Annotated in this window: 10 protein-coding genes; 4 read left to right on the top strand and 6 right to left on the bottom strand. The window is 53.1% G+C overall.

The window, feature by feature from the left end:
- Positions 1-291: 291 nt before the first annotated feature.
- Entirely contained in the window at positions 292-5,589 is a 5,298-nt protein-coding gene (locus AB1L42_RS11920) for a hypothetical protein (RefSeq protein ID WP_367055323.1), read from the top strand.
- A gap of 91 nt (positions 5,590-5,680) precedes the next feature.
- Entirely contained in the window at positions 5,681-11,014 is a 5,334-nt protein-coding gene (locus tag AB1L42_RS11915; RefSeq protein ID WP_367055320.1) for a protein kinase, read from the top strand.
- Between the two features lie 37 nt (positions 11,015-11,051).
- Here AB1L42_RS11915 and AB1L42_RS11910 read toward each other — a convergent pair whose 3' ends face one another.
- Positions 11,052-13,238 (bottom strand): alpha-amylase/4-alpha-glucanotransferase domain-containing protein, encoded by a 2,187-nt coding sequence (locus tag AB1L42_RS11910; protein WP_367055317.1) that lies wholly within the window; start codon positions 13,236-13,238, stop codon positions 11,052-11,054.
- A gap of 367 nt (positions 13,239-13,605) precedes the next feature.
- Here AB1L42_RS11910 and AB1L42_RS11905 point away from each other — a divergent pair, with 367 nt between their 5' ends.
- Complete coding sequence (locus AB1L42_RS11905) at positions 13,606-14,361, top strand: DUF2071 domain-containing protein (protein ID WP_367055314.1); 756 nt, start codon at positions 13,606-13,608, stop codon at positions 14,359-14,361.
- Between the two features lie 42 nt (positions 14,362-14,403).
- On the opposite strand, the gene AB1L42_RS11900 is transcribed toward AB1L42_RS11905, so the two are convergent.
- The 4 genes from AB1L42_RS11900 to AB1L42_RS11885 form a co-directional block, all read right to left on the bottom strand.
- On the bottom strand, positions 14,404-15,471 hold the full coding sequence (locus tag AB1L42_RS11900) for a DUF1559 domain-containing protein (protein ID WP_367055311.1): 1,068 nt from the start codon (positions 15,469-15,471) through the stop codon (positions 14,404-14,406).
- Positions 15,472-15,791: 320 nt separating this feature from the next.
- Positions 15,792-16,856: a DUF1559 domain-containing protein gene (locus AB1L42_RS11895; RefSeq protein ID WP_367055308.1), complete on the bottom strand. Its 1,065-nt coding sequence runs from the start codon at positions 16,854-16,856 to the stop codon at positions 15,792-15,794.
- A gap of 454 nt (positions 16,857-17,310) precedes the next feature.
- On the bottom strand, positions 17,311-17,751 hold the full coding sequence (locus AB1L42_RS11890; RefSeq protein WP_367055305.1) for a carboxypeptidase-like regulatory domain-containing protein: 441 nt from the start codon (positions 17,749-17,751) through the stop codon (positions 17,311-17,313).
- Between the two features lie 340 nt (positions 17,752-18,091).
- Positions 18,092-19,162 carry a DUF1559 domain-containing protein gene (locus AB1L42_RS11885; RefSeq protein ID WP_367055302.1) on the bottom strand — a complete coding sequence of 357 codons (1,071 nt, stop codon included), beginning with the start codon at positions 19,160-19,162 and terminating at the stop codon, positions 18,092-18,094.
- Between the two features lie 286 nt (positions 19,163-19,448).
- Between AB1L42_RS11885 and AB1L42_RS11880 the strand changes: the two genes are divergently transcribed.
- Positions 19,449-19,940 carry a hypothetical protein gene (locus tag AB1L42_RS11880; RefSeq protein ID WP_367055299.1) on the top strand — a complete coding sequence of 164 codons (492 nt, stop codon included), beginning with the start codon at positions 19,449-19,451 and terminating at the stop codon, positions 19,938-19,940.
- A 73-nt stretch (positions 19,941-20,013) separates the two neighbouring features.
- Here AB1L42_RS11880 and AB1L42_RS11875 read toward each other — a convergent pair whose 3' ends face one another.
- Entirely contained in the window at positions 20,014-21,102 is a 1,089-nt protein-coding gene (locus AB1L42_RS11875; protein WP_367055296.1) for a Gfo/Idh/MocA family oxidoreductase, read from the bottom strand.
- Between the last annotated feature and the right edge of the window lie 5 nt (positions 21,103-21,107).

Below are 21,107 nucleotides of genomic sequence, written 5' to 3'. Positions count from 1 at the left end.
ATCAGCATTCATCGGACGAGGCAATGAGCGAGAGAGGATGAGCAACTTGCGCTGGTGAGGCGTCTCCAATCGCCAATTAGTCCGTGATTTCTGCCAAGCGGCGACCTAGAATAGAGTGCCAGTTGTGAACTGGTGTCGCTTGACGAGATTGCCGAAGCGTCGACGCAAGTTTCGACCAATCAGGCCACCATTTCCGAATTCCGTCGCATGTTGTGGTTGCGGAGTTCGGGGCGACTGTGTGAACCCCAAAGACGCCACGTTCGTCGAACGTGAGGAATCGCAGAGAATGGAATGAGCAGATCTTCTCTAAGTGATCGAGTCCGTTCAGTTCTGGGGGACTTTTGGGGAAGGAGTCGGCCCTCTTCAGCGTGTGAGAACGAATACGCGCCGCTTTTCATCGATCGATTGGAAGATCGCCGTGTCTTGAGTGTGACGGCATCGCTTTCAGGGGGAGTTCTCTCGATCATCGGTGATGATGGTGTCAGCGATGTCGTTCAGGTGTCGCTGACAAATGCCGGTGAAGACGGAGGCGGTTCCGAAGAAGCTCTTCAAATCTTCGATCAGAACGGGAACGTTATCCCGATTTCGACCGGTTCAGGTCTGACCTTCGACCCGCTGCCAACATCCTCTCTTTACGATCCAATGACGATGTCGCCGGGAAGAATTCACGTCGACTTGGGAGTTGGAGAAGATCAGCTTGAGCTTCAAATTCCGACGGGAGCGTCTTTTGAAGCAAGCAGTACAGAGGCGCTGACCGTCGAAGTTTCCGGAGGGGATGATCTGGTCACGCTCGTCGACAACGGGATCGCTCCGCCTGCGCGGAATGTCGATGTCTCGATCGATGCGAACGAAGTCGAATTTGCGGATGTCAGTTTTCAGGCAGACACAGTCAATCTGGCCATTGAAGCGGATTTGATTCTCCGGCACGACCAGTCAATTGCGACAGATGGAATCGTAAGCGTGACTGGAAACGTGCTCTCTGTCGGAGGCAAACATTTCGACCTTTCGATCGACGTTGGTCAAAATGAAGTCGTGATCGACGGTGACTTGGGGACAGCAATTGGTCCGCTGGGAGATCTGACCATCTCTGCATCGGACATTCGACTGAGTGGAGATGCATTTACGCACGGCGATCAGCTTTACGATGGAGACTTGTCATTGACTGATGACACGACTCTGAAAAGCACTGCGGGCGGCGATATTGAGATCGGCAATCTCTCCGCGAATGGATCGAATTTGATCATCAATACGTCTGGATTGACCCACTTTTCAAGTGACGTTGATGGACTGAATTCACTGGTTACTGACAGCCTGGGGCAAACTCACATCTCCGGGAATTCGTTCGATGTTCTGGATTCGGTCGTCTTCGGTGATCAGGTCACTTTGAAATCCGACGTCACAATTGCGGCTGTCGACTTGATTCGTTTTGAGTCGAACATTCTAAGCGACTCATCCTCGTACTCGACGTTGGAACTGATGAGCGCAGGCGACGGCTCGTCAGGATCGGGACGCGTTGAGATTCTCGGAAACGTTGGTCAGGTGGGTGGTGCTGAGTTGGGCGGGCTGGACATTGCTGCTGGCAGCATGATTGCGCTTCACGACGTCCGAACTTTCGCTGCTGGCGGACAGTCAGGGAATCAGAGTTACGCAACGAGTTCATTGATTACTCAAGGACAGTTTTCGACGCGAGGCGGAGACTGGACGGTCACTGGTGACTGGAATGTTCGATCTTCGGTGATTGTTCAGACTTTCGGAGGTGCGATCGACATCAGTGGAGCGACGGTTTCGACATCAGTGAATGGCTCACCGGTCGACGTTCGTTTTAATCCCCAGTCAGTCGCAGGAGGAGTTGTTTCTCTCGGGGAATTCAACGATCACTACGGAAATGCCATTCGCAATTTAGAAATCTTCAATGCCAGCAACGTTACGGTGAACTCGCTTGCGATCGATGGGGCATTCACACAGCAGAACGGGTCGGGACGAACCGAGTTTGTGGCTGGGGCCATGATTTCGACGAAAGGTCCGCTTTCCATTGGAACGGATTCGATTTTGATCGGGCAGAATGCGGTTATCGAATCCAGTGGTGCCTCAATTGTCACGACGGACGAACTGCTGATGCACGATGGATCAATTCTTGATGCTGGTTCCGGGTCGGTTTCAATTTTAGTGAATCGGGATGGGATCGGGCCTGAGAGCTTTGAACAATCCGGGAGTGCGATGATCACGACTGGAAATGAGTCCTCAACCGCCATTGAGATCGAAGTTCAGGGAAATGGGGCTGCGAAGATCTCTGGCCTTCGTGCTGGCATGACCAGCGGAGTGATCGATGTCGTCGCCGGGGCTGAGATCATCGACGTCAACACCGGCGATTCGCAGCCTGCGGTTTCCGCATTCGGAGCAGTCTTAACGGCCGGAGCCAGTGCGAATGTCGTGTCGGCGGGAGTCGGGGAAAATGACCCGTTCGAAACGAATGTTCGCCAGTTTGCACTCCATGTTCCCAAGGGGGGGGCCAACATCGCCAATCAGGGAGCGCTGACATTGAGCACTCTCAATGGAGTGTCCCAATCGATCGTTTCGGAGGGTGGACGAATCTCTTCCGAGGGAGCGGTGACGATCGATTCCAACTTGGAGGTCGGAGGAAACTTTGAACTAGTGGCTGACAGCACTTCAGCAATGGGCGACACACTGACTATCAATGCGGATGTTCGGCATCTCACCGGAGATGGATTCATTCTGTTTCAGGCAGGCGATGACATCATTCAAAACGACGGGCAGATCGTGAATCGGGGTGGGACGGTTAACGAGCTGCGGTTTGTCGCCGATGTTGATGGAGCCGCCGATCTTCAAATCGGGCAACTGACTCAGAACGGAGGAACCATCGATGCTGAGCGGGTTTCCTTCTCATCCGGAGGGCCTATCTCTGTTCTTCAGAATCAAAACGACTTCGGAACAGTCGCTGCGGTCACGACACGTACAAACAGTGGGATTTACCTGTTCGAACAGGGTGGCATGACCTTTGGAACGGTCAATGGAATATCCGGTCTGACGACGAACAATGGCGATGTGTCTTTCGCTTCGAGTGGTCAAGTTGTCATCGGCAGCGGAGCAGGAGAAGACATTCAGGCTGTCGGCGGGATCGTTCGAGGATATTCGACTGGTGGAGTTGTCGAAGCGGCAGGTTCCGTCATTGTTGCAGAAGCGTTGAAGCTTCAAGGAGAAGGTCCGGTCCAGCTTCAGAATGACAATGATCTTTCCGTGATCATGATTAACGTCGATGGGCCAATTGTGTTTAACGACGTGAATGGATTTACGATCGGTAATCTGGAAACAATCGAAGGAGTTTCCACAGTCGATGACGATATCGAACTTCGATCAGGTGGCTTGATCACGATCGGCACGGGGGACGGTGAAACAGTATCCGCTAATGGAGCCACTGTCCGCATTTACTCTGACGGCGGAGTGGTTGAAGCGGCGGGTTCTTCGATCGTTGCGAGCAACTTGCGGCTTGAGGGGACCGGGACTTTCGATTTAGGTGAATCGAATTCTGTCGAAACTCTCGCTGTTGAAATTTCAGATGACCTTCGATTTCGAAATTTGGGTGACCTTGAGATCGGGACTGTCGACGGTGTCACAGGCATTCGTTCTACGGGTGGGGATATTTTCGTTGAGGCCTCCGGTGATTTGACGATGCCCGGGATGAGCTTCGTCGAGACCGCGGGCGGTCATGTTCTGCTCGCAGGCGGGAACGCAACGCAAACTCCCGGAGGATCGACGGGCGGATTGATCATGGAAGATGGTGCGGAAGTTCGGGCACTCAATGCGAGAGTCGATCTGGCTGCATCGGGAGATGTGCAAATCGGTCGAGTTCTGACCAATGAGGATGTGCGAGTCACGTCGCTGTTTGGAGAAATTCGTGATGCCGGCGACTTGGGTGGAGTTGATATTGAAGCAGCACGCCTCGGCCTCGACGCAGCTACGGGAATCGGAAATCAACAATCTCTTCAAGTTTCTGTGACTGAAATCGCTGCACGCAACTCCACTTCCGGAAACCTGCGAATTGAGAACGTTGGGCAGGATCAACTGACGATTGGGACGTTCGGCGATCAGATATTCGATGCCGATTGGGGGCTGCTGACCGGTATCACTCTCGGTGGGAATTCGAGCGGCGAGATCGTGGTGACCAATGATGGTGCAATGCAAGTCGAAGCCATCGTCATGAATACTTCAGGCGGCGACATCACACTCAAAGCTCTCGGTGATCCCGATGCAAATTTGCGCGTCGCTGCCCCAATTATCGCGATCGGGAGTTCGTCTGCGGATGTATTCCTAGAAACGGATGGCTCTCTGTCGATCGAAGACACTGGAGAAGAGTTCGACATTCTCGGAAGCTCCATCACCGGGGAAGCTGTTGGTGAAGTGATTTTCGCGGACAATGTGATCGTCAAGAGCGGAACCGGTTCGATCACGAATCCGGTGCCTCTGCTGGAAAACGTCACCACTCCGCAGGTTCTGACTTCGGGCATCTCGAAGATTCTGGGTAATTTTGGTCGAGTGAACGACAACACCTTCGTCTTCGAAATTCTCTGGGACCCGGAAGGCCCGGTTCAGGATACTTACACGAGTGGAGATCCTGTTTATAGCGCGCAGCGTCAGGAATTCGTCGGTCCAGCTCCTGGCATCGGTCCGGGGGAATTCCTGTTCGATCATCAGTACCTCGCGAATCCGAACGAAGAGAGCCCCTCATCGCCGATCCCAATTCAGATCACTCTCTACGATGACCCGAACATCCTGTTCACATCGGGCGGAGAAGAACTCGGCAAGGTCAGTGTGACTTCGTTGGCGCCGGTCCCGGGAGAAGGATTATTCGGAAGCATTCCGTTTGACTTGTCGATTGAGGTTCCACAACCGGAGCCTCCGCGAACAGAGATCACGGAAACTCGCGATTCCGATATCGAAGTCGCTGCCACATCAGAAGAGGATCTGGAGTTCGAGACGGTCACGGATATCGACACCGTGCAGAACGAGCGGATTGTTGTGATTCAGAAAATCAACTCGCAAGGAGAGGTCGAAGTCGACCGCTTCGGTCGTCCGATTCAGCGGTCTCTGTATGGCAAAGATGCTGAGGCGGTCCTCAGCAATCTTCCCGGCTTGTTTGAGAAGCTTCGCGACGGCCACTGGAAGATTTTCATGAAAGAGGGGCAGGATGCTCAGCTTCAGCTCGTCGAAGATGTTGAACTGCGCGATGGACGACCTGCTTCAAGTGATGACTCAGGAACGATGGATCGGCCGCCAACCGGTGAAGAGAATCTCAACAGCGAAGATGACACTCTCGACAAATCCAGCACGTTGATCGATTCTTCTGACAACAGCGAACTTCTTCAGACTCTTCAAACCGAATCAAAATCTGGTGAACGATCGCAGTCAAACGAACGGCTCTCAGATCGCAGTGTCGATGACGTATCGGCATCTGGATTCGCTGCTGGTTCGACCGCTGCCGTTTTGATTGCGACACAGTCGGACGCAACCAGTCGTTGGTCAGGCCTGCGAAAGTTTGTTCGAAGAATGGTGAGCACTTTTCGTTCAGCTTGATCAACCGTCATGAATCCAAAGCATCATAAACCCGATCCGAATCAGACTCCCAGCGAGTACTTACGTACACCAAATTCCGGAAGGTTCATCAATGACAACTTGTCCTGAATGTGGTGCGAAACTCTCGTCCGACGATCTGGTTGTGTGTCCTAAGTGTAAGCATTCGCTGAAGCAGGATGACGCTGAAAGCCATTCCAGTGAAACGTTTATGGAGGACGAACTCCCGGAACAGTTTGATCAGGATGGGGCACTTGAAGGCACGCTGGACCTCAACGCAGTCGAAGAACCTGAATCGATTTCGGAGTTCATTGTCGAGTCATTTGGAGACGAAGACGACGGCAATACTTTAGCGGATCAAACGTTCGTGCTGCCGGAGGAACAGGACGACGAGGATAGCATTGCCGAAACGGCGGACGGCACCTTCTTCCAGGATTCAGGAGATGCGGACAGGACGATCGACGGTGGACTATCTGAAGTCCTCAGTCAGGAGTCCGAGGCAGATCAAACGTTTGTCATGGATTCGGTGGACGGGGACGCCAATCAAGGTGATCAAGTTCCGACGATTGGCGATGCCACGATCGACGTTCAGCAACGGGAAGATGAACAGGCGCAGCGAACGCTTCCCGATGTCTATCCGTCTGCTCCAAGCAATGAAGAGCTGAAGACACTTAACCTGAACTGGGATGCTGAAGAAGAGGCTTCTCCCGGGGCAACGATCAAAGCGACTCGGTTCGGCGGAGGCGACAGTCTTCCGCAGCAGGTGACTGAGTCTCGTCGTTCAAGCATGCGGTCCATTCCCAATCGGTCGGTCTCAACCGCGACCGATAAGATGACTCTCGTCACCGCACCGGAGTATGAACTCCGGAAAGTTCTTGGCGAAGGTGGGATGGGGATTGTCTGGTCAGCACGGCAGACTTCGGTCGACCGTGATGTCGCGATTAAGATGATCAAAGGGACCAAAGATCAGAAGCAAAACCAGCGTGACAAGTTTCTCGCCGAAGCGATTGTCACCAGTGACCTGGATCATCCCAACATCGTTCCGATCTACGATCTCGGGAACGACTCTCAAGGCGCACTCTTCTATGCGATGAAGCAAGTGCAGGGTACGCCCTGGTCAAAGGTCATCAACGAAAAGTCGTTGCACGAAAACCTGGAGATTCTGCTGCGTACTGCCGATGCAATTGCTTTCGCGCATGCACGGGGAGTCATTCACCGCGACCTCAAGCCCGAGAACATCATGCTCGGGGACTTCGGTGAAGTACTCGTGATGGACTGGGGTCTCGCTCTCCCGACAAAGCATTTTGAGAAGTCGGAAAGCGTCAACATCCCTCCGGCGATGGGAGGGACACCCGCTTACATGGCACCAGAAATGGCGACCGGACCGATCAATCGGATTTCGGAAACCAGCGATGTTTACCTTCTGGGGGCTATGTTATGGGAGATCGTCACGGGGTCTCCTCCGCATCCAGGTAAGAGTGTGAAAGACGCACTTCTCGCTGCGATGCGAAACACCATCCGGGAGACGGATCAACAGGGGGAACTGATTGAGATCGCACGGAAAGCGATGTCGACAGCGCCTCAACAGCGTCATCAGTCAGTTTCAGAACTGCAGAAGGAGCTGCGATCTTATCTCGATCATTCAGAGAGTCTGGCTCTCGCGAAACGGGCTCGTCAGGATCTCAAAGTCGCCGAGTCTTCAGGCGACTATCGGGACTATTCCAAAGCGGTCTTCGGATTTGAACAAGCTCACGAATTGTGGGAAGGCAATCAAGAAGCCCGTTCGGGAATCGATCAGGCCAACTTCGCTTACGCCACGCACGCGCGAACGAAAGGGGATTACGATCTCGCATTGTCGCTTCTTTCTCAGAAGCTTCCGGAACATCAGGAACTGCGTGGAGAAATTGAGTTTGACCGGACCGAACGCGATGCTCGTCGACGTCGGCTGGAAGTCGCCAAGCGAACGATGGCTGCCATGGTGGCCGGAATTCTGATCGTCGTGACCGGTGCGTTCTTCTGGATTCGATCCGAACGAAACTTCGCAGTCGAGCAACAGGAGATTGCAGTCAAGGAGCGGGATCGTGCCACTGTTCAGCAGGAAATTGCCGAAGAGCAGCGGGACCTCGCGACTGAACAAAAACAGATCGCTGAAGAGGCTCGCTCGAACCTGCAAGTTGCTTTGACTGAAGTCGACAATCAGCGTGAGATCGCAGAGACTGAACGAGATGAAGCCCAGCGTCAGCGAAAGATCGCAGACGATCAGCGGATTCTCGCTGAGGACAATCAACGCAAAGCGGAAGCAGCGAAAGAAGCTGAGGAATACAAAGCGTACATTGCCCGAATCGGCTTGGCTTCGGCGAAAATTGAAGAGAACGCGTTTGATGTCGCTGTCTCGCTTTTGAATCAATGTCCTCCCCATCTGCGTGACTGGGAGTGGGGGCGATTGATGCACCTTTGCGAGCAAATTTCGACCGAATTTAATACAGCCGGACCGGTCGATGACGTCGCGGTTTCTCCTGACAATAAGCTTCTGCTCACAGCGAGTTGGGACCATGCAGCGAGAATCTGGGATCTCCAGACGAAGGAAGTCGTCCGAGAATTTCCGCAAGCTGGTCTCTATGTTCATTCCGCCTGCTGGTCTCCGGATCAGAAATACGTTGCACTCGGGGGGAGTGATCCCGAAGGTCTGATTCGGATTTTCAATTCGACAACCGGAGAACAACTCGCGAGCTTCAACGGTCACAGCGATGCTGTTTTGCATGTCGAGTTTTCACCTGATGGCCAACAACTCATCAGCTGTTCGTATGATGAGACAGCACGTCTTTGGGATGTGTCCGACATTCAGAAACCTCGCGAACTCGTCGTTCTCGATGGCCATTCGTGGTGGGTTTGGGATGCAGCGTTCGCACCTGACTTCAACCTGAATTCAGCATCGTCGCCGCAGCAACTTGTCACCGTCAGCCAGGACGGAAAAGCAATCGTCTGGTCCATCGATGCAACCGCTCCTGAAACCGATTCAATGGCTGTACGATTTGTCGCGCAGGAAACGCTTGATCGTGAACCTCAGGTTCGAGCGAGACAAGATGCCATTTTCATGATGCACGACGGACCGATTTACTCCGTCGCGTATTCTCCGAATGGGCAGTACGTCGCGACAGGCGGCTACGACTCTCGGATTCTCTTGTGGAATCCGTCCGAGCTCCCGGCATTTGATCTCGGTCAGATTCTGAACGACGAAGTTCCCGAACCGGAATTCAATGCTCTTGATGGTCATTCTTCGTCGATCCACGCACTCTGTTTTTCCAACGACGGCGAGTTGCTCATTTCTGGAGGGCGCGACAATTCGATCAAGGTCTGGGATACAAAAAGTGTGTCGACCATTAAAACGTTTCGCGGTCACTTCGGGGAAGTTCGTGCAGTCGACGTTTCCTCCGACGGTCGGACAATTTTTTCGGGAGCAAAGGACAGTCGAGCGGTCGCCTGGAACATTGATCAGTACGAGGAAATTCGTGTCCTCAATGGAAGAAGCCTTTCCGGGCACAGCGACGCAATTTTGAACGTTGCTTACGATCCAGAAGGTTCACGAATTGTCACTGCCAGTCGAGATCGGACCGGGAGGATTTGGAACGCTCACACGGGGGAGTTGGAATTGACACTCGCAGAAGGGCATCAGTTTCTGACGTCAAATGCGGTCTTTCTCCCCGACGGTCGCATTCTTGCGACAGCAGCAGCGGATGACACGGTTCGCCTTTGGGATGTTGCGACAGGTGCTCAGATTCTGGAGATTCCCAAAACCGGGCAATCAGCTGTGATAGGAATCTCTTTCGACGGGAAGTGGCTGCTCACCGGAAGCAATGATCAGTCGACTCAGTTGTGGCGACTGGATGAAGTGTTGAAGCTGGCGTCGATTGAATCGATCGATTCAGTTGAAGATCTTCCCATCAAACCTGTCAGCCTCGAAGGACATCACGGTCGCGTCACGTCCGTCAGTTTCGCCCCCGACAGGAATCAACTGGTGACATGTGATTCGAACGGGAGAATGATTCTCTGGGATGCAGAAACGGCCGAAGTCATCTGGGAAGTCCGGCATCACAACCGACTGATTTCGCAAGTCGCTTTCACTCCGGACGGTCAGCAAATTCTGACAGCTTGCCATGATCATACGGTTGGAACAGTCGACGCGAGCACGGGTGCAGAGATTGTTGATCAAGTACTCGGTCATTCAACAGCCGTCACCGGCCTGACAGTTTCTCCGGATGGTCGTTCCGTAGTTTCAGTCAGTCTGCTTGAGAATGACCTACTGAATCCGGGCTCGAGAGTCGTTGTGTGGGATCGGGCTTCCGGGCAGAAGCGTTTAGCTGTCGACGTTGAATCGTTCAGCGTGAACGACGTTTCATTCTTTCCCGATGGCGAACGGGTGTTGTGTGTTTGCAATGACAATACTGTTCGAGTTCTCGATCTGAAATCGATGTTGGCAGACAATTCATTGAGTCAACCCGTCTTGGACTTCGAAGTCGTTGGAGGACTGGTGTGGTCTGCGAAATTCGATCCAGATGGCAAATCGATCCTCACAGTCGGCGGAACTGATGCTCGTTTATGGGATGCGACAACTCGTCGAGAAGTGATGGCGTTTCGACCGCATGGAGCTGTCGCTTCAGCGAGTTTTTCACCCGACGGAACGCTCGTCGCCACGGGAAGCTGGGACAACTCGGTCAAGATCTGGAATACGTCCACCGGTCACGTTGTCGAGAAGCTTCAGGGCGGACACGATTCCTACGTCAACAGTGTTCGGTTCTCTCCGGATGGTCTCCAGGTTCTCACCTCTTCGGATGATCAAACGGCCAAACTCTGGAACGTGGAAACGAAGTCTGTCGAAGTCTCCTTCACCGGCCACACCGGTCGTGTACGTCTCGCGATTTTTTCACCCGATGCAAGCCAGGTTCTCACAGTTTCCAACGACCGGACAGCTCGACTGTGGGATCGAAAAAACGGAAAGCAGCTGCGAGTCTTCAGCGGTCATGAGTGGGCTGTGTTGGCGGGAGCGTTTTCTCCTGACGGAAAGCTGATCGCCACTGCTGGCGAAGATAACACTGCGAAGATCTGGGATGCTGCCACGGGAGATTTGATCACGACGTGTGAAGGACATACTTCGGCTGTCACCAGCGTCGCCTTTTCTCAAGACAGTGCCCGTTTGTTCACCGCGAGTGCGGATGCCTCAGCCAAGGTCTGGGACGCGACTCCGGGGCGCGGTGGCACTGAAATCTTCACGCTCGCTCAACAGCGAGGTGAATTAACATCGCTCGCTGTCTCGCCTGATGGACGAAACGTCGTTACCTCTGGTCGCAATGGAGTCGCCACGATTTGGTTGACGAGCGATTGGAAGAACGAAGGCGATCACACCGAGGCTTCGCTACCGCAGAATCAGTGATCGTCGCCGATCTGATGATCGGTACTTCCCGACGGGGTCAGCTTTCCGATGAAAATGCGGCGAGCTGGCGAGCGTGAGCAGCTGAGGTGTCGACGCACTGCTGAATCTGGACATGAAAGCTTCGCGATTCGTCGACGACGAAGTTCCAGACCAGAGTCACAACGCTGCTTTGATGCACAAGTTCGTATCCACCTTCGCTCTGGCTGACTGTCTGAATTGGAAATGTCCAGACACTGCACGGAACCGAAGCTTCAAGTGTTGTGTCGACGCCGAGCCACTCATCAACCAGACCGATGCGTTGCTGGTCGGAAAGGTTCAAGGTTGTCTCCAACTGGCCGACGCGTCGTCCGGATTCGTCGTAGAAGTATCGATCAGGCTGTGACGCTGGCATACTTGAGAAGTTGAACTCGACAGCGAACTGGATTTCTTCGCCGACAGGCAGTTGATTGAGGCGGTAGTCAAATTCAAGTTGACCGGTTCGCGCTGAGTCGAGAGAGATCTGCTTGGTCATTTGAATCCAGTGTTCGCCGAGCCGCCCCTCGCGTGAGAGGATGGCTTCGACGCGACCGGATGATTGACGCGTTTTGGACTCGTGGACTCCCAGCAGAAAATCACCGATCTCGCCGTTGCCGGCAGCGAAGTCTTCAGCGGTTGTACCGGGACGCAGGAAGTGGTCGACCAGACTCTTCCGAGGCCAGCGATCGTAGGCGATTTGCTGATCGAGGTTTTCCTGCTTGAAGCGAGCACCTTCGTGTTTATTGAAGTCAATATCGTCGACGCTCTCGCTCTTTCCTCCAACGTCGAGGATCATCTGATGATACGGTTCCGGACGGCGATTGAGCGTTGAAAGCAGATTCGTCTCGATACTTCTCACATCGAGTTCGTAAAGATGCCCGCCGCGTGCTGGGCTCAGGTACGCAATCAAACGGTCGGAAGCCAGTCGGATTTCCTGTCGAGCATCGAGGTTGAAGTCCTCCGCGCTGATATCGACCCAGCGACCGGAACGTCCACTGGCCTTTTCAAGGAGTGTGTCGGCAGCGATGAGATGTCGATAGATGGCGTTTCGCAAATGTGGAAGATAAAGACCACCAAAGGCGCCGTGCCAGTACGGGCAGTTACATTGACCACGATAAAGTTCGAGACGAATCGAATTGCGAACAGCTTCGCTGAGAGGATGGTGCGGGTCATCTTCCATCGCAGCTAGACGACGGCTGATTTCCAGCGACCGACAATACATGTCGTTGCTTTCGGGATACTTCACGAGGAAGTTGCGCCACATGCCAGCCCGAAAGAACGGTTGGACAGTCTTCCAATCGTCGAGTTTCTCCAGGTGCTGCCGGGTCTGTTGGTAGACGATCTGTTGATCGGTCGGCAATGCCCATTCGGTCATTTCCCGGTAGCTGGCGTTCGGCAGATAGACTTTTCCACTCGGAGCGACTGAATCGACCGCTTGAGCCATGGTCACGACGCGCAACCACTCCGATTGTTCGCGAATTGCCTGAAAGAAGCGCCGCAGCCACTGCTTGTCGCCGTAGACATGATTGAACGTGCCGGGCCATGACCCAAACTTTTCACCGTCATCCCCGAAGGAAACAACCGTTCCCGGAAACTTCTCTGCGAGTTGTCTGAGATAGGCAATCGTTTCATCCGGTTCTGACCAGGGAATCGTGTAGCGCAGCGTTTCATCATCCGGGAAGACGGACAGCAGTCGTCCCTCGTTTTCGGTCAGATAGTGTCCGTGCAGTTTGTCATCCGAAAAGCCAGCCCACCGGAAGTGGGAGTCGTCGAGGATTGTGTATTCGATGCCCGCATCAACGAGGTCACTTGTGAAGGCCGGTTCCCAAACACGCTCGGGGACCCACATTCCACGGACGCGTGTTTCGAAGAGTTCTTCAAGATGCTTGACGTACAGTTGGATTTGGCCGATCCGGTCTCGACCTGGAATCGATGCCAGAATCGATTCAAAATACGGTCCGCCGAGGATTTCCATGTGACCGGCCGCGACGGAGGCTTTTATTCGGTCGAGGTAATCTGTTCGATGTTGTTCGAGCCATTCCAGCAGGCTTCCCGAAATGTGCATCGTCACGGGAAGATCCGGGAAGTCGTCAACGACATCCATGAACGGAAGATAAGCCTCTTCGCAGGCCTGTTCGAACACCCCGTCGAAATTGCCGACCGGCTGGTGGTTATGGACAGCGAAAACGAGTCGAAGCGAGGGGGTCATGGCCGCAGATCCAGTTCGGGAAACGTACTCCTTGCCCGATTGTGATAACAGTTTTTGAACCCACATTGAATAGTGGACTCAATCAGTGGCCCGATTTCAGCCAAGCCCGCTTCGTTTCGCCGGAAAAGTCTTCCATCCATGGGAGGATTCTGATTCGAAAAACGACGACCTATGCGTATCAATGTCGGAGACGAACACCGGAATCACAGCTCACGTGATGGCATCACAAAGAGCGGGACGAACTCGATTTATCGAGGCAATTTTCCGATCGGTCTGAGGGGTTTGCGAGGGACTTGCGGTTCGTCAAAATGCGTGGGTTGGAAGAAACCCGTTTGATCGGTGACAGACTCTTGGGAAGAGCAAAACGATGAGCACAATTCAGCCATCTCTGGAGCAACGTCACGCATTGCAAATTCGTCCTGATGATTGCCCGGTGATGTTTCAGTCGTGGAGAAAACTGCTCTTTCTGCACTGGAAGATCGATCCCGAGCTAATCCAGCAACGGCTTCCGCGAGGATTGACGGTGGACACTTTTGATGGGGCAGCTTGGATCGGTGTGGTCCCGTTTTTGATGCGAAGAATCCGGCCGTCGTGGTCGCCGCAGGTGCCGTATATCTCGAATTTTCTGGAACTCAATGTGCGGACTTATGCATACAACGAACAGGGAATCCCCGGAGTCTGGTTCTTCTCACTCACAGCGAATCGCTGGCTGGCGGTAATGCTCGCTCGAAAGCTGTTCGGGCTGCCGTACGTCTGGGGCCAGATGTCTGCATCCGTCGATGCTGCAGGCGCTGTTCGTTATCGAACGAGACAGTTTCGAGACGATCAACGGAGGACGATGGAGTTCGAGTATCAACCGCAGGCAACCGCGAGTCCCAGCAAGCCGGGCACACTCGACTTTTTTCTGGTCGAGCGGTACATCTTGTTCAGCGAGACACGCTCAAACGGGATTGCGACCGGGCAGGTGCATCATCCGCCTTACGAAGTTCAGCCGGTCAAAGTGAATGCGTTCAGCAGTCTTCCAGTAGAGTTGGATGGGTTCCCTCAAATGAAAACACCCCCGGAGCACTTGGTGTTCTCCGAGGGTGTGGATGTCGAGGTTTTCGGATTGAAGTATTCTTAGAGCACTCTCTGATTCTGTGTGCACGGGAAAGAGCAACTTAATCTAGAACTCTCCGATCACAGCTCCATCGTTACGTGCGAAGAGTTTCTGGTATGTTCCGAAGAATGGAGCGTTGGGATTACTGGCGATGTCTTCAGTGCGATACGCGCTGTTGAGATTGATCCATGGTGTGGCAGTATGTTCAATGTTCTCACTGAGGAAACGGACGGTTCCGTCACAGAACAGGAACTGAGCTCCACCGACATGCATACTTCCGGCCGTTCGGTTTGGTTGAGTGTTTCCTTCGATCTGGAGCCAGTTCATGGCCCACTCGCCAGAAACGAGCACGCAGTTCGTCGCCCCCTCAGCACCAGTCAATGGGTTTTGACCTCCTTGGCCACCATAGATTCGGGAAGTGTTTAACCCGTTGGTCTGCATTCCCCAGCGAGTTTCCGCAACAGCAATCGTGTTGCTTGTCCCGTCGGTGATGTCACGGATACGGCTCGGTGGTCCACCGTTGTTCCGACGGAAGATCCCGTTTCGTCGACGGGGAATGTTATTGGCCGTCACGTTATTTCCATGATACCCGTTGTAGGCACTGGCATTGCCTTGATAGCTACTCGTCGCAGATGAAGGGATCTGGCCATGATTCTGGTTGGTGGGTTTGGTGTCCGAGGGACAACTAAACATGGGTAGGACTGTTTGACACAACGTGACGTTCTCTTGACCGGCTTGTTGATTCGGTCCGGGCTGGTCCCAGGCAATCTGTTGTTCTGCCCAGAAGAGGTTGAACAATGGACCCTGATCCATGAAAGGGAGCAACGCCCAACCCCAACCGTATGCCGATCCCCCTCGTTTCGGGTTGACGTCTGGGTCACCATTGAACGATCCCCAGTACTGATGTCCGATGGGAAACATTTTGTAGACGTCGTGATAGTTATGCATCGCCAGCCCGAACTGCTTCAGATTGTTTTTGCACTGGGTTCTACGGGCTGCTTCGCGTGCTTGCTGAACTGCCGGGAGCAGCAGAGCGATCAAGATTGCGATGATTGCAATCACGACCAGCAATTCGATCAGAGTGAATCCGCTCTTTGTCTTGCGCGAGAATTCGTAACGGGGTAATGCGGGCATGAGCCATCCTCCGGTGAAAATGAGGAAACAAAAAGAATTCGAAATGAACTCGTCAGACATGTAAGCGAGAATTGATCACTTCACGCTATCCGCCGATACCCAAAATCGCAATAAAAAACTTGTGATCTCGCATCATTGCTTGCTGATTGAGAGAACGATTTGCGGCACTTTCGCATGAAATATCGCTCGACAAACGAGCTCGACTTCCGTGGACTCTTGCCTGGGACTTGCAATCGAACCTGAACGCGCAGCAAAACACCCCCGGAGCACATGGTGTACTTCGAGGGTGTTGATGTTGAGGTTTTCGGATTGAAGAAGTCTTAGAACTCTCCGATCACAGCTCCGTCGTTACGTGCGAAGAGTTTTTGGTATGTTCCGAAGAATGGAGCGTTTGGATTGCTCGCGACGTCTTCGGTTCGGAACGCACTGTTGAGATTGATCCACGCTGTGGCAGTGTGCTCAATGTTCTCGCTGAGGAATCGGACGGTTCCGTCGCAGAACAGGAACTGAGCTCCACCGACATGCAAGCTACCTGCAGTTCGGTGTGGTTGTGGATTTCCTTCGATCTGGAGCCAGTTCATGGCCCACTCACCCTGCACGAGTAGGGCGTTGGACGCGCCTTGAGCACCTTGCAATCCGTTGTTGTCCTGAGCTCCGTAGAACCGTGATCGGTTCAGACCGTTAGTTTGCATTCCCCAGCGTGTTTCGGCGACAGCAATGGTGTTACTGGTTCCATCAGTGATGTCACGGATCTTCGCTGGTGGTCCACCATTGGTTCGTCGGAAGATTCCGTTACGAATTCGCGGGATGTTGTTGGCTGTTACGTTGTTGCCATGATACCCGTTGTAGGCACTCGAAGCACCCTGGTAGCTGCTCGTTGCAGAGTTCGGAATGGCAGCATCATTCTGATTGGTTGGCTTCGTATCAGATGGACAACTGAAAAGCGGCAAGACTGTTTGACACAAATTGACGTTCTCTTGACCGACTTGCTGATTCGGACCTGGTTGGTCCCAGGCTGCTTGTTGTTCAGCCCAGAACAGGTTGAACAATGGACCTTGATCCATGTACGGCAACAGAGCCCAACCCCATCCATAAGCGGAACCGCCCTGCTTTGGATTAGTTTCCGGATCACCACCAAATGATCCCCGATACTGGTGTCCGATTGGGAAAGACTTGTACACGTCGTGGTAGTTATGCATCGCCAGCCCGAATTGCTTCAGATTGTTTTTGCACTGCGTCCTGCGAGCTGCTTCACGTGCTTGCTGAACTGCCGGGAGCAGCAGGGCGATCAGAATTGCGATGATCGCGATCACCACCAGCAGTTCGATCAGCGTAAATCCGCGCTGATGCTTCGAGAAAACTTTACGTCGGGTCGTTGCGGGCATTTGCCATCCTCCAATGAAGAGAGAGGAACTAAAAAAAAGAATTCATGATGAATTCGGGTGACGTGTAAGTCGGATTTGATGGGTTCATCGTACAGAAAGATTTCTCAATCGCAAGGTAAAACTTGCGATTCTCGCCACTTCTCCGAGAAACATATCAGAAACTACGATTTTGTGATGAGGTGGTAAAGAGGGGCGACTATCATGGGACGAGACGAAAGTGTCTGCGATTCAGCAGCGTGCAGATTTCCGGCTCATCTCCAGTTCGAAAAATATTGCAATTCAAATGTGATGAGGAGTCCCCACAATTTGCGCATGAAAAAGCCCTCTGGCACATTGTGTGTTCAGAGGGCTGAAAGTCGTTTTCGATTGATGCGGTCGGCAGGAATCAATCAGCTCATTGAAAAATGATTCCCCAAAATCTTGATGAATTTACCACACGATCGAACCGGGTCTGTTAATAGCCGTCTTCAGCTTGAGCAACTGGCCCTTCTGAAGTGATATCGAAGTTGAATTCGTTGTCTTGTCCTTCGACAACGGTCGCTGTGAGGGTAGTTTGTGCTCCGTATTTCAGGGGAACGGTTTCTTTCGTTCCTGGCGTTGTGCTTCCATCTTCCTGAGCCATTGGATCACTGGCAGTGCTGATGCGAACTTTATAGTCGCCAGCCTGGGCACCTTGACGTCCGCCTGAGAAGTTGAGGACGTACATGCCTTCTTCGTCAGTTCGGGCTCCGGCCGGACGACCACTTTCGACGGGCATGAAGACGATCGACGCGTTCTTCAGCGGCTGTCCGTCCATCGTCACTTTTCCGTGAACCCCTTCAATATCGGGACCACTGGGACCACATCCCATCGCGCTGATCGCGACAATTCCGCAAAGTGAAATCAGACTTCTCATAACTCGAATTCCTTCCACCGATTGATGACCCTGCATTCAGGCGGGGCGATTTGAACTTGAACTGGCGATTCTTGTTCAGGCGGTGCCAAGCACGCACGAGACGAATCTCGCCAGTCACTCTTGAGATCGATACATGTTGAGTAGATTCACACAAACATGTCCTTAAGTGAACATATCTGGATTTCTTCTCGTCTGCACGTCTCCGAATGAAGACTTCTGCGTTTCAGAAAAGAAAAAAGCACGGGCAGTTTCATCTGCCCGTGCCAGATTCTCGATCAGTCGCTCACTCTACCAAGGTTAAATTGGCAGAACGAGCACTCCGCGACACACAGGCAAGCGATTAGAAATCGCCGATGACTGCACCGTCGTTACGTGCAAACAGTTTCTGGTACGTTCCAAAGAATGGAGCGTTTGGATTACTCGCAATGTCTTCAGTGCGGAATGCGCTGTTGAGATTGATCCAAGGTGTAGAAGTGTGGTCAATGTTCTCGGACAGGAAGCGGACGGTTCCGTCACAGAAGAGGAACTGAGCTCCCCCGACGTGTTGGCTTCCGGCTGTTCGGTCTGGCTGGCCATTTCCTTCGATCTGCAACCAGTTCATGGCCGCCTGACCTTGGACGAGCAGGGCGTTGGTTGCTCCTTGAGCCCCGTTCATTCCGTTACCGTCTTGGGCTCCGTAGAAGCGAGAGCGAGTCAAACCGTTGGTACCCATGCCCCAGCGAGTTTCTGCAACTGCGATGGTATTACTTGTTCCATCGGTGATGTCGCGAATACGGGTTGGTGGACCACTGTTCGTGCGGCGGAAGACGCCGTTGAATCGTCGGGTGTTGAGGTTCGCAGTAACGTTATTCGCTTGGTACCCGTCGTAAGCACTGGAGGCACCCTGGTAGCTGGAAGTTGCTGAGTTCGGGATCGCTCCGTCGTTCTGGTTAGTCGGTTTAGCATCCGACGGGCAGCTGAACAACGGGAGAACTGTTTGGCAAAGCAGCGCGTTCGTCTGGTCCGCTGTCTGGTTTGGTCCGGCAGTCGCCCAGGCAGCTTGTTGTTCTGCCCAGAAGAGATTGAACAGAGGAGCCTGATCCATATAAGGTAACAGTGCCCACCCCCAACCGTATGCGGAGCCACCCTGTTTTGGGTTGACTTCTGGATCGCCGTTGAACCATCCGCGGTACTGATGGCCAATCGGGAACATGCTGTAGACGTCGTGGTAGTTGTGCATCGCCAGCCCGAATTGCTTCAGGTTGTTTTTGCACTGGGTTCGCCGTGCGGCTTCGCGAGCTTGCTGCACAGCTGGGAGGAGGAGTGCGATCAGAATCGCAATAATTGCGATCACGACCAGCAACTCGATCAGCGTGAATCCACGCTTTGTGCCAGCTCGGTTTGTAGAGATTGGTGAACCGTGTGTGGGCATTTGGGGGGCCTTTCCTTCAGTATGAATGAGTATTCAGAGAAAAATTGTTAAAACGGACCCGCGCGACATGACATGAATAGATGTGTTGATTCGTCTATGATACTCACCATAAGCGCAAACTTCAAGAATGCGTCAATAAGTTTTGATTCAAGAAATTGCAATATAGCTGCCGCAAACGCATTGGAGCCTAGCTATGCGTGCTGTGATTGTGCAATTCGATTGAGCTATTTTGTCATTGGTTTGGTTCGTAAAAATTTAATAGCGACTTGAAGCGGGGAGATTCGGGATGGGAACTTCGGAAAGTGGTCAGGTTGTGGCTGAGAATTCTCAAGCAGCCGACGAGAATAAGACCGTTGATGAGAAGCAGGGAATGAACCCTGTTCTCCGAATTCTAATGCTATTAGTCGTCTGCGTGGTGGCTGCCGGAGTCGTGTGGGAGGGCATCACTTACGGCAGCTATCTGCTTACGTACTCCGGTCTGAAGAAGGAAATTGAAAAGCTTCCTCCGGACAACAGGCAGCGATTCAACATCTACAATCTTCACGAGAGCAAACTCATCTATGGTGCTCCCGAGATCAGCTACAACGCACTTGAATTGGGGAAGTCTCAGGTCGTCACGTATCGCTGGGATGGACTTCTGGCGACCTACGGATCGATCCATATGGTCTACGATCAGGAAGATGAATTTCACCGAGTCCAGGAGATCAAGACCGGACACTTGGACATTCCCAAGCCAAAGAATGTCGCGATCGAAACCGGCGCTCAAGAAGCCGAATAACCTGTCACGGCAGGCTATCGGTGGTTGCCTGACCTCACTCTTCGAGTGCTTTCAATGGCGGTCGGTTGCTTGGTCAATCGGCTGCGATTGGGAATTCAACTGGGCGTCTGGTTTCATTTGATCGATAGATCGCGGTGAAGATTTCGACAACGGTCCGACCTTCGCGACCTGTCACCATGGGAGCGCGATCTTGAATGATCGCGTCGAGGAAGTCGGCAATCTGCAGCGTGTGGTAATGTTGTGTCGCATCGAGGCTGCCGAATCGTTCACGATCTTCCGCGATGAACTGTTCGAGAAGATGTTCTTCGCCGGGGATCGTCCAGACATCATTCAGCGGTGGGTCTGCAATCTTTGAGACACCAGCTACAAAAGATGCTCCGGTGTCCGTTTGAACTCCGACGGAAGCACCGTTGGACCCGTGCACATGAACTTTCGTGTAAATGCCCGGGTTTTGTGAGAGGCTCGTCACAATGTTTCCGAGTCCGCCGGATCGGAATCGAATGACAGCCACGGCGGTGTCTTCGACTTCGATGTAAGGGTGATTGAGATTGCCCCAGTATCCGGAAACTTCGGCGATGTCTCCCATCATCCATTGCAGCAAATCAAGTTGATGCGGCGACTGATTGACAAGGACACCTCCGCCTTCTGTCTTCCATTGTCCGCGCCATGGATCGGACTTGTAATAAGCTTCGTCTCTCCAGCTGAACATCGAAAATGTTCCCAACACCGGGTTGCCGATTTTTCCGGCGTCGATGGCTGCTTTCATGCGTTGGACGGGTTCAAACAATCGTCGCTGACTGACGACGCCGAGCTGGGCGTTTCCTTCTTCGGCCGCATGGATCATGCGATCACAGGCATCCAGCGTTGAAGCGAGTGGCTTTTCAACGAGAACATGAACTCCGTGCTTCAATGCTGTGACGGTTGGTTCTTCATGTAGCGGATGAGGAGTGCAGATCATCAATGCGTCGGGCTGCGCCTTGTTGATCATTTCGTCAACGGAAGCGAACGCTTGCGCTCCAAATTCTGACCCGAAGGACGCTGCCCGTGAGTGTTGATTGTCGCAGACTGCAACCAGTTCAGATTGAGGTAACGAAGCCAACGCGTTGGCATGCAACTGCCCGACCTTTCCGCATCCGACAATCGCTGTGCGAAGTTGTGTCATGAGTC

The organism is Thalassoglobus sp. JC818 (genome assembly GCF_040717535.1).
Taxonomy (GTDB): Bacteria; Planctomycetota; Planctomycetia; order Planctomycetales; family Planctomycetaceae; genus Thalassoglobus.
This window is presented reverse-complemented; position numbering and strand designations above follow the sequence as displayed.

Excerpts from the sequence above, each read along its gene's own strand:
- AB1L42_RS11885 (WP_367055302.1), bottom strand. The coding sequence starts at position 19,162 with ATGCCCACACACGGTTCACCAATCTCTACAAACCGAGCTGGCACAAAG.
- AB1L42_RS11915 (WP_367055320.1), top strand. The coding sequence starts at position 5,681 with ATGACAACTTGTCCTGAATGTGGTGCGAAACTCTCGTCCGACGATCTG.
- AB1L42_RS11895 (WP_367055308.1), bottom strand. The coding sequence starts at position 16,856 with ATGCCCGCAACGACCCGACGTAAAGTTTTCTCGAAGCATCAGCGCGGA.
- AB1L42_RS11900 (WP_367055311.1), bottom strand. The coding sequence starts at position 15,471 with ATGCCCGCATTACCCCGTTACGAATTCTCGCGCAAGACAAAGAGCGGA.
- AB1L42_RS11905 (WP_367055314.1), top strand. The coding sequence starts at position 13,606 with ATGAGCACAATTCAGCCATCTCTGGAGCAACGTCACGCATTGCAAATT.
- AB1L42_RS11875 (WP_367055296.1), bottom strand. The coding sequence starts at position 21,102 with ATGACACAACTTCGCACAGCGATTGTCGGATGCGGAAAGGTCGGGCAG.
- AB1L42_RS11880 (WP_367055299.1), top strand. The coding sequence starts at position 19,449 with ATGGGAACTTCGGAAAGTGGTCAGGTTGTGGCTGAGAATTCTCAAGCA.
- AB1L42_RS11910 (WP_367055317.1), bottom strand. The coding sequence starts at position 13,238 with ATGACCCCCTCGCTTCGACTCGTTTTCGCTGTCCATAACCACCAGCCG.
- AB1L42_RS11890 (WP_367055305.1), bottom strand. The coding sequence starts at position 17,751 with ATGAGAAGTCTGATTTCACTTTGCGGAATTGTCGCGATCAGCGCGATG.
- AB1L42_RS11920 (WP_367055323.1), top strand. The coding sequence starts at position 292 with ATGAGCAGATCTTCTCTAAGTGATCGAGTCCGTTCAGTTCTGGGGGAC.